This is a genomic window from Streptomyces jeddahensis (genome assembly GCF_001642995.1).
Lineage (GTDB): Bacteria > Actinomycetota > Actinomycetes > Streptomycetales > Streptomycetaceae > Streptomyces > Streptomyces jeddahensis.
In genome coordinates, this window is sequence record NZ_LOHS01000063.1 from 1 (window position 1) to 732 (window position 732).

Below are 732 nucleotides of genomic sequence, written 5' to 3' on the forward strand. Positions count from 1 at the left end.
GGCCTGGGCCGCCGCGACCGCGGCGCTGACGGCGCGGTCGGTGCGCAGAACGCCGGCGCGGGGATCATAGACGGCGCAGTCGTCGGGGCGGAGGTTGTGCTGCGGGTAGCGTTCCGCCAACTCCTCCCGGCTGAGGACGTAGTGCTCGGCTCCGTTGATGCGCGTTGTCTCGAGGAGGCTGTTGATGAAGCTGCCGTTCGCTGTCCCGATGGACAGGCCCCCGGTCGGTATGAGGATGTCCTGCCCGGTTTCCGCTTCGAGTTCGGCCCACAGGCTGCGGGAGCGTTCGATGATGGGGTAGTAGTCGGGCTTGCCGAGGTAGATCATGCGGAACAGCCGGGTGTCCCCGCCCACGGCACTGCGGCCGTGGGCGGGGGTGGCGGCCTCGAAGCCCACGACCGAGTCGGACAGCCGGGAGGCCTGCCACAGGGCCATGCTCCCGATGCTGCCCAGGCCGATGACTGCGAGTTGTGCGTCCATGAGAGCAGGTTCCTTTTCTTTACTCGTGAAGTCCGGCGAGTCTGCTGCCGAATCTGGCCAGCAGTGAGGTCGTGCTGGAACCCCTGCGCTCTTCCCACTGGTCGGCAATACCGAAGAGCCGGTACATGGCATGAACGCCCAGCCAGCGGATGGGTTCCGGTTCCCACTTCCGCGCCCGGTAGCCCACCCAGGGAAGGGTGGTCCGTTCGGTTTCCTTCTCGAAGGCGAGCTCCACGAGAGTCCTGCCGCCGA

General features: G+C 67.1%; 1 protein-coding gene and 1 pseudogene. Both read right to left on the reverse strand.

The window, feature by feature from the left end:
* Nucleotides 1-480, reverse strand: a 480-nt coding sequence (locus tag STSP_RS10865) for an FAD-dependent oxidoreductase (protein ID WP_157902808.1), incomplete at its 3' end; no start/stop codon positions are given.
* A 19-nt stretch (nucleotides 481-499) separates the two neighbouring features.
* Nucleotides 500-732: pseudogene (locus STSP_RS10870) on the reverse strand (NAD(P)/FAD-dependent oxidoreductase); the annotation flags it as partial.